Origin of the sequence: Mesorhizobium sp. M1A.F.Ca.IN.020.04.1.1, from assembly GCF_003997315.1 — a bacterium.
In the GTDB taxonomy this organism is placed as follows: domain Bacteria; phylum Pseudomonadota; class Alphaproteobacteria; order Rhizobiales; family Rhizobiaceae; genus Mesorhizobium.
In genome coordinates this window covers 1-6,309 of the sequence record NZ_RZSN01000246.1, presented here as the reverse complement: position 1 = coordinate 6,309, position 6,309 = coordinate 1, and the positions used below count along the sequence as shown (strand labels likewise).

At 64.3% G+C, this 6,309-nt stretch carries 8 protein-coding genes; 4 read left to right on the top strand and 4 right to left on the bottom strand.

All coding sequences use genetic code 11. The annotated features are described in order from the left end of the window. Positions 1-137 precede the first annotated feature (137 nt). Complete coding sequence (locus tag EOA49_RS29385) at positions 138-686, top strand: ankyrin repeat domain-containing protein (protein ID WP_245460835.1); 549 nt, start codon at positions 138-140, stop codon at positions 684-686. Positions 687-722: 36 nt separating this feature from the next. Here EOA49_RS29385 and EOA49_RS29380 read toward each other — a convergent pair whose 3' ends face one another. Further along, entirely contained in the window at positions 723-1,250 is a 528-nt protein-coding gene (locus EOA49_RS29380) for a gamma carbonic anhydrase family protein (protein ID WP_095801300.1), read from the bottom strand. A 17-nt stretch (positions 1,251-1,267) separates the two neighbouring features. Beyond that, positions 1,268-1,612, bottom strand: a complete 345-nt coding sequence (locus EOA49_RS29375; protein ID WP_095801299.1) for a hypothetical protein — start codon at positions 1,610-1,612, stop codon at positions 1,268-1,270. A 109-nt stretch (positions 1,613-1,721) separates the two neighbouring features. Here EOA49_RS29375 and EOA49_RS29370 point away from each other — a divergent pair, with 109 nt between their 5' ends. The 3 genes from EOA49_RS29370 (at position 1,722) to EOA49_RS29360 (ending at position 4,549) form a co-directional block, all read left to right on the top strand. Further along, positions 1,722-2,444, top strand: a complete 723-nt coding sequence (locus EOA49_RS29370; RefSeq protein ID WP_127242236.1) for a hypothetical protein — start codon at positions 1,722-1,724, stop codon at positions 2,442-2,444. A 132-nt stretch (positions 2,445-2,576) separates the two neighbouring features. Beyond that, positions 2,577-3,815: a cytochrome P450 gene (locus EOA49_RS29365; protein ID WP_127243506.1), complete on the top strand. Its 1,239-nt coding sequence runs from the start codon at positions 2,577-2,579 to the stop codon at positions 3,813-3,815. A gap of 26 nt (positions 3,816-3,841) precedes the next feature. Continuing rightward, on the top strand, positions 3,842-4,549 hold the full coding sequence (locus EOA49_RS29360; RefSeq protein WP_127241921.1) for a transporter substrate-binding domain-containing protein: 708 nt from the start codon (positions 3,842-3,844) through the stop codon (positions 4,547-4,549). A 17-nt stretch (positions 4,550-4,566) separates the two neighbouring features. Here EOA49_RS29360 and EOA49_RS29355 read toward each other — a convergent pair whose 3' ends face one another. Continuing rightward, the gene (locus tag EOA49_RS29355) at positions 4,567-4,911 is read right to left on the bottom strand and encodes a cupin domain-containing protein (RefSeq protein WP_127241922.1); all 345 of its coding nucleotides are present in this window, start codon (positions 4,909-4,911) and stop codon (positions 4,567-4,569) included. 5 nt (positions 4,912-4,916) lie between these two features. Further along, positions 4,917-6,197 carry an O-acetylhomoserine aminocarboxypropyltransferase gene (locus EOA49_RS29350; RefSeq protein WP_066989881.1) on the bottom strand — a complete coding sequence of 427 codons (1,281 nt, stop codon included), beginning with the start codon at positions 6,195-6,197 and terminating at the stop codon, positions 4,917-4,919. Between the last annotated feature and the right edge of the window lie 112 nt (positions 6,198-6,309).

Here is a 6,309-nt window from a genome sequence, read left to right as displayed (position 1 = left end):
CTCCCCGTCCCCAACGACCGGGTTTTAGGAGCCGGCCCTGTCCCCGGGCCGGCTCCGCTTTTTTTGCCGCCGCCTGCGGGCCTTTCTCGTAACGGCAGACCGGAGCACTGTGGCCGTTTATTTTTGGATGGACGGCGATGCTGGAAATCCCTGACGACCGCTGCGAGCGCGCCAAGCTGTTCAAGGCGATAGACGACGCCTTCAAGGCGGGCGATTTCGATGGGCTTGGCAAGGCGCTCGGCGGCTCCGCGCAATGGTACGACGAGAGGATGCCGTTCGAGCTCGGCCTCGGCCATCCCTTGGAATACGCGATCTATTGGAGCCCGGCCGGCTTCATCGTCACGCTGCTTGATGCAGGCTCGAATCCGAATTACGAGGATCCCGCCGGCTTCCCGTCGATCATCGCCGCGCTATCCACCGAGCGGCCGGACAGGCTGCAGCTTATCCAGATCCTGCTCGAGCAGGGCGCCGACCCGAACATGCGCGGGGTCAACGACTGGACGCCTCTGCATTACGCCGTGGCGCAGCGCGACGCCGAGGCAATCCGCCTGCTGCTGGCGTCGGGCGCGGATCCGTCGCTCAGGACGCGCATCGATGATTGTGAAACCGCCCTGGAAGGGTGCAGACCGCGCCGGTTTCGAAGCGGGGGCGTCGCTGCTGCGTCAGGCAATGTCCCGACGCAGTGAATAAGGTCGCGGGCGAAGCGGCGGACTGAACCGCTGTCACAGCTCCTTCAATCCGGTCTTGAAGCGCCTGCCGTTGGCGACATAGTGCGCGGCCGAGACCCGCAGCCTCTCGATTGCCGCGTCATCCAGCACCCTTATCGCCTTGGCGGGCGAGCCGACGATCAGCGAATTGTCCGGGAAAACCTTGTTTTCCGTCACCAAAGCGCCGGCGCCGACCAGCGAATTCTTGCCGATCCTCGCGCCGTTGAGCACGATGGCGCCCATGCCGATCAGGCTGCTGTCGCCGACCGTGCAGCCATGCAGCAGGGCGCGATGACCGATCGTGCAGCCCTGCCCGATGGTGAGCGGATAGCCCGGATCGGTGTGCATGACCGTATGTTCCTGCACATTGGTGTCGGCGCCGATGGTGATCGTTTCACCGTCGCCGCGGATGACGACGCCGAACCAGAAGCCGGCATTGCGGCCTATCGCGATATCGCCGATCAGCGTGGCGTCGGGCGCCACCCAATTGGTTTCGGCGTCCTCGAACCGGGGCGCCTTCCCGTCGATCGCATAGATCGGCATCTTTTCTCCGATTCGTCTCAAGCCGAGAATTCGGCGGAGCTTAGGAGACCCGTTGCCCAGGAAGCAATGGTGATCAGCACGATGCCGAGCGCCAGTGCCCAGGCAATCGCCGTGCAGCCGCAGGAAAGCAGCGCCAGCGTGCCGATGCGTCCCTCGCGCCGCGCAGCCAGAGCATCATTGGTGAGCATGAACGGGCCGGCGCAGGCGGTCACCGCGAGCGAGCGCACAATATGGGCAGGCGTGACATAGGGTTCGGCGAAGGCCAGCCGGCCACCGCAGACGATTTCCATCGCCGAGCCGGCGAGGCCGCAAGCCGTCAGGCCGACCGCAAAAGCGTAGAGAGGGAGCAGCATGAGATCCATCTTTACCAACCGTTTACCATGAGACCGCACAGTCGTGCCGACGCGCTGCAAGAGCCATGCCGCGCCAGTTGTGCCACCTGAAGACAGGTGAGCGGATCGGGGAATTGGGATGAGAGAGGCAGCCGCCGCGGAGGAATTCGAGGTTGTCGACTCGACCTTGATGAAGCGGGTCTTCTATGTCTTCGCGGCGCTCGCCCTGCTTTCGGTGGCTATCAGTCTCGGCGGCAAATGGCTCGGCCGGTCGATCGCCATGGCCGGCTATACCGACGACACGACCGTGCGCCAGGTCGTCATGAGCAACAATGTGATCAGTGTGCCGGCCAACTTCATCCGCTTCGATCAGGCGAGGCGCGACGGCATCGCCTCGCGCCTCGACCTTTATCTGCGCTATCCCGAAATGGACGGCTACAGCACCGCCGCGCGCGACGACTTCAACCACGCCACGACCAGGAAGATCATCTTCCTGTCATTCGAGCCGCGGATGATGTCGCGCGACATGAGCGGCCGTTTCGCCCCAATCTACAGCGCCCTGATTGTCAAGCCGGGCACGCCCGGCCCGGGCGGGACGACGCTCTACGGCTTTACCGAGAAATCGGGCTATCTCAACGAGGTCCTGGCGGTCGCCGAGCGCCCCGGCAAAGACCCGTTCGTCGCCCGCTGCCTGAGCGGCCCAACTGCCGAGGAATCGCTCGCCCCCTGCGAGCGCGACATCCAGATCGGCGACGATCTCAGCCTCACCTACCGCTTCCCGCGCGAGTTGCTCGGGAACTGGCAGGTGCTCGATGCCGCGATCGCCACCAAGGTGGCCGGTATCCTGAAAACGGGACGCTGAAGCGCTGCGCCGGAGCCATGGGCGCGCCACCCGCTCTTCCTCTCCAGCGGCCAGCCTGGCTCAATATATCGGCACGACCGGCTCGGCGATGCGGTCTGGCATCGGGCCGGCAAGGCGCGCTATTGGTCGAACATGATGCCACCCTATCTCACGTTCGACCCCGTCAGCCGCCGCCTGCGCCTCGACCCGCATGAACCGGCCTTTGTGCAGAACCCGTATGAGGGCTACGCCTTCTTGCACGGCGCTTCGAACGCCTTCTTCTGGGAGAATTACGGTTTTTGGTGTTTCGGCGGCTTCGACGACGTCAACCGCCTGCTTCGCGATCGTCGCTTCGGCCGCCAGAACCCGGCCGGCATTCCCGACAGCCGCGGGGTTGGCGACGACCGTTCGCACCTGACCGCCTTCGACGCCATCGAAGCCAATTCGATGCTTGAGCTCGAGCCGCCGGTGCACACGAGGTTGCGGACACTGGTCAATCGGGCCTTCGTCTCGCGCCAGGTCGAGCGGCTGCGGCCGCCCATCGAGGCTCTGGCCAATGAGCTGATCGACCGCTTCGAGCCGGGCTCCGTCGATCTTCTGCCCGCTTACGCCTCGCCCTTGCCGATCACCATCATCGCCGAGATGCTCGGCGTTCCGGTCGAGATGGGGCCGCAACTGCTCGACTGGTCGCATCAGATGGTCGCCATGTACATGCACGGCCGCACGCGCGAGACCGAGGAGACGGCCAACCGCGCCGCGCACGATTTCGCGGCTTTCCTGCGCGGCTATGTCGCCGAGCGGCGCAAGAGACCCGGCGACGATCTGCTTTCGCTGCTGATCGAGGCCCAGGACAACGGCCAGAAGCTCTCGGAGGACGAGCTGGTTTCCTCAGCTATCCTTCTGCTCAACGCAGGGCACGAAGCGACTGTGCACCAGACCGGAAATGCCGTGAGAACGATCCTCGCGCAGGGCGGCGATGGGCGCCGCTTCTTTGCAACACCGGAGGCCAATGCCGCCACGGTCGAGGAATGCCTGCGCTACGATGCGCCGCTGCACATGTTCCTGCGCTATGCCTATGAAGAGATGGAAGCTGCTCCGGGCATTTTGCTCAAGCCCGGCGAGACGGTGGCGCTGCTGCTCGGCATGGCCAATCGTGATCCGCTGGCTTTCGCCGGACCGGCCACATTCAACCCCGCGCGGACGGACCAGAAGAACGTGTCGTTCGGCGCCGGCATCCACTTCTGCCTCGGCGCGCCGCTGGCCAGGTTGGAGTTGCAGGTGTCGCTGAAGACGCTGTTCGACCGGCTGCCGGATCTAGGCCTGACGGAAGAGCCGCGCTTCCGCGACACCTATCATTTTCATGGATTGGAAGCGCTGTCGGTGCGCTTCTGAGCCGCAAAAATCCGGAGGCCTGGAAAATGAGATTCGCCTTTCTGCAGGAGCCTCCCTTCTGCTTCACCGATGCATCCGGGAAAGTCGGCGGCTGCGACGCGATGCTGGCCGAGAAGATCTTCGCGATGTCCGAAACGACGGCTTTCACGCCCGTCGAGACTGATTTCGCCGAGTTGCTGCCGGGACTGGCCGACGGTCGCTGGGACATGACCACCGGTCTGTTCATCTCAGAAGAGCGCAGCAAGCTGGTGGACTTCAGTCGCCCGATCTGGTCGCTGCCGGACGGCTTGATGGTCGCCAAGGGCAACCCGCTCGACCTTGAGGGCTATCGCTCTCTTGCAGGCCACCCTCCCGCGAGGCTTGGAGTGATATCGAATCAGATCCAGCATCGGACGGCACTTGAGAATGGCGTGCCGCCGGAGCGGATCAGTGTGTTCGCCACGCAGGCCGAGGCAGCGGAGGCGGTGGCTACCGGCATGGTGCAGGCCTATGCCAGCGTTGCCATGGCGCATCGCGGCTACATCGCGCGGCGACCGGCTGCGCTGGCCGATGTCATTGACGTTCCCGCGTCCGAACGGTTGCCCGCCGCCGGCGCGTTTGCGGTCGCCAAAGGCAACGACGCGTTGAGGCGGCGTGTCGATGACGGTCTGGGCGACCTGCTTGGAAGCCGCTGGCACCGCGACCTGATGGCCGGATTCGGTTTCTCCGATGCGGATGTCGACCGGCTGCTCTAACCGCCGGCAAGCGCGCTTCACAGCTTGATCACATATTCCTTACGCGTCGTCTCGAGCACTTCCCAGGTGCCCTTGAAACCCGGCCGCAGCACAAAACTGTCGCCGGCCTTGACCGTGCGCGCGTCGCCGCCGTCTTCGGCGATCACCGAGACGCCGGACAGGATGTGGCAGAATTCCCATTCGTCATAGACGATGCGCCACTTGCCCGGCGTCGCTTCCCAGATGCCGGCATAAAGGCTGCCGTCCCGCTCCTCGACATTCCAGGTGCGGAATTTCGGATCGCCGGAGATCAAGCGTTCCGGGGTCGGCGCGCCGGCCTCCGGCTCGACAGTTTCGGGATCAACCGCGAGAAAGGCGGACATCGCGCTCAGACCTTGCTCAGCGCCTGTTCGAGGTCGGCGACGATGTCGTTGACGTCCTCGATGCCGATCGACAGGCGGACCGTGTCCGGGCCGGCACCGGCCTTTACCTTCTGCTCGTCGGACAGTTGCCGGTGCGTGGTCGAGGCCGGGTGAATGACCAGCGACTTGGTGTCGCCAACATTGGCGAGGTGCGAGAACAGTTCCAGCGCCTCGACGAACTTGACGCCGGCCTCGTAGCCGGCCTTGAGGCCAAAGGTGAAAACGGCGCCGGCACCCTGCGGCGAGTATTTCTTCTGCAGCGCATTGTTCTTGTCGCTCGGCAGTCCGGGATAGTTCACCCAGGCGACTTTTGGATGGTTGGAAAGCCAGGCGGCGACGCTCGCGGCGTTGTCGCAATGACGCTGCATCCTGAGCGGTAAGGTTTCCAGGCCGGTCAGGATCAGGAAGGCGTTGAAGGGCGAGATCGCCGGGCCGAGGTCGCGCAGGCCGAGCACGCGCGCGGCAATGGCAAAGGCGAAGTTGCCGAAAGTCTCGTGCAGGACGAGGCCGCCATATTCAGGGCGAGGCTCCGACAGCATCGGGTATTTGCCCGACTTCGACCAATCGAAGGTGCCGCCGTCGACGATGGCGCCGCCGATCGAATTGCCGTGGCCGCCGATGAACTTGGTCAGCGAATGCACCACGATGTCGGCGCCATGCTCGATCGGCCGCACGAGATAGGGCGAGGCCAGCGTGTTGTCGACGATCAGCGGCAGGCCGTGCCTGCGAGCGATGTCGCCGATCTTCTCGATGTCGACGAAGATGCCGCCCGGATTGGCGAGGCTTTCGATGAAGATCGCCCTGGTGTTGTCGTCGATTTGGCTCTCAAAGGTCGATGGATCGTTGGTATCGGCCCAGCGGACCTCCCAGCCATAATTCTTGAAGGCGTGGCCGAATTGGTTGATGGAGCCGCCATAAAGCTTTGTGGCAGATACGAAATTGTCACCCGGCCGCATCAGATTGTGGAAGACGATGACCTGGGCGGCGTGGCCGGAGGCGACGGCCAGCGCGGCAGTGCCACCTTCGAGCGCGGCGAGACGCTCCTCGAGAACCGCCTGCGTGGGGTTCATGATGCGGGTATAGATGTTGCCGAAGGCCTTCAGCCCGAACAGCGAGGCGGCGTGGTCGGCGTCATCGAAGACATAGGAGGTGGTCTGATAGATCGGCGTGGCGCGCGCGCCGGTCGCCGGGTCCGGCTTGGCGCCGGCATGGACGGCGAGCGTGTTGAAACCGGGCGTACGGGTCATCGAAGCCTCCCTCTCAAACTTGCGAAAATCGCCGGGCATTCTTGGCCAAGCGCGGTCGTGAATGCAAAGAACAACATACCTTTCGGCGTGCGATCTGCGGCGAACGCCCGGG

What these genes read in the sequence shown, in the direction of transcription:
- EOA49_RS29380 (WP_095801300.1), bottom strand. Translation starts at nt 1,250, where the DNA reads ATGCCGATCTATGCGATCGACGGGAAGGCGCCCCGGTTCGAGGACGCC.
- EOA49_RS29355 (WP_127241922.1), bottom strand. Translation starts at nt 4,911, where the DNA reads ATGTCCGCCTTTCTCGCGGTTGATCCCGAAACTGTCGAGCCGGAGGCC.
- EOA49_RS29385 (WP_245460835.1), top strand. Translation starts at nt 138, where the DNA reads ATGCTGGAAATCCCTGACGACCGCTGCGAGCGCGCCAAGCTGTTCAAG.
- EOA49_RS29350 (WP_066989881.1), bottom strand. Translation starts at nt 6,197, where the DNA reads ATGACCCGTACGCCCGGTTTCAACACGCTCGCCGTCCATGCCGGCGCC.
- EOA49_RS29365 (WP_127243506.1), top strand. Translation starts at nt 2,577, where the DNA reads ATGATGCCACCCTATCTCACGTTCGACCCCGTCAGCCGCCGCCTGCGC.
- EOA49_RS29370 (WP_127242236.1), top strand. Translation starts at nt 1,722, where the DNA reads ATGAGAGAGGCAGCCGCCGCGGAGGAATTCGAGGTTGTCGACTCGACC.
- EOA49_RS29360 (WP_127241921.1), top strand. Translation starts at nt 3,842, where the DNA reads ATGAGATTCGCCTTTCTGCAGGAGCCTCCCTTCTGCTTCACCGATGCA.
- EOA49_RS29375 (WP_095801299.1), bottom strand. Translation starts at nt 1,612, where the DNA reads ATGGATCTCATGCTGCTCCCTCTCTACGCTTTTGCGGTCGGCCTGACG.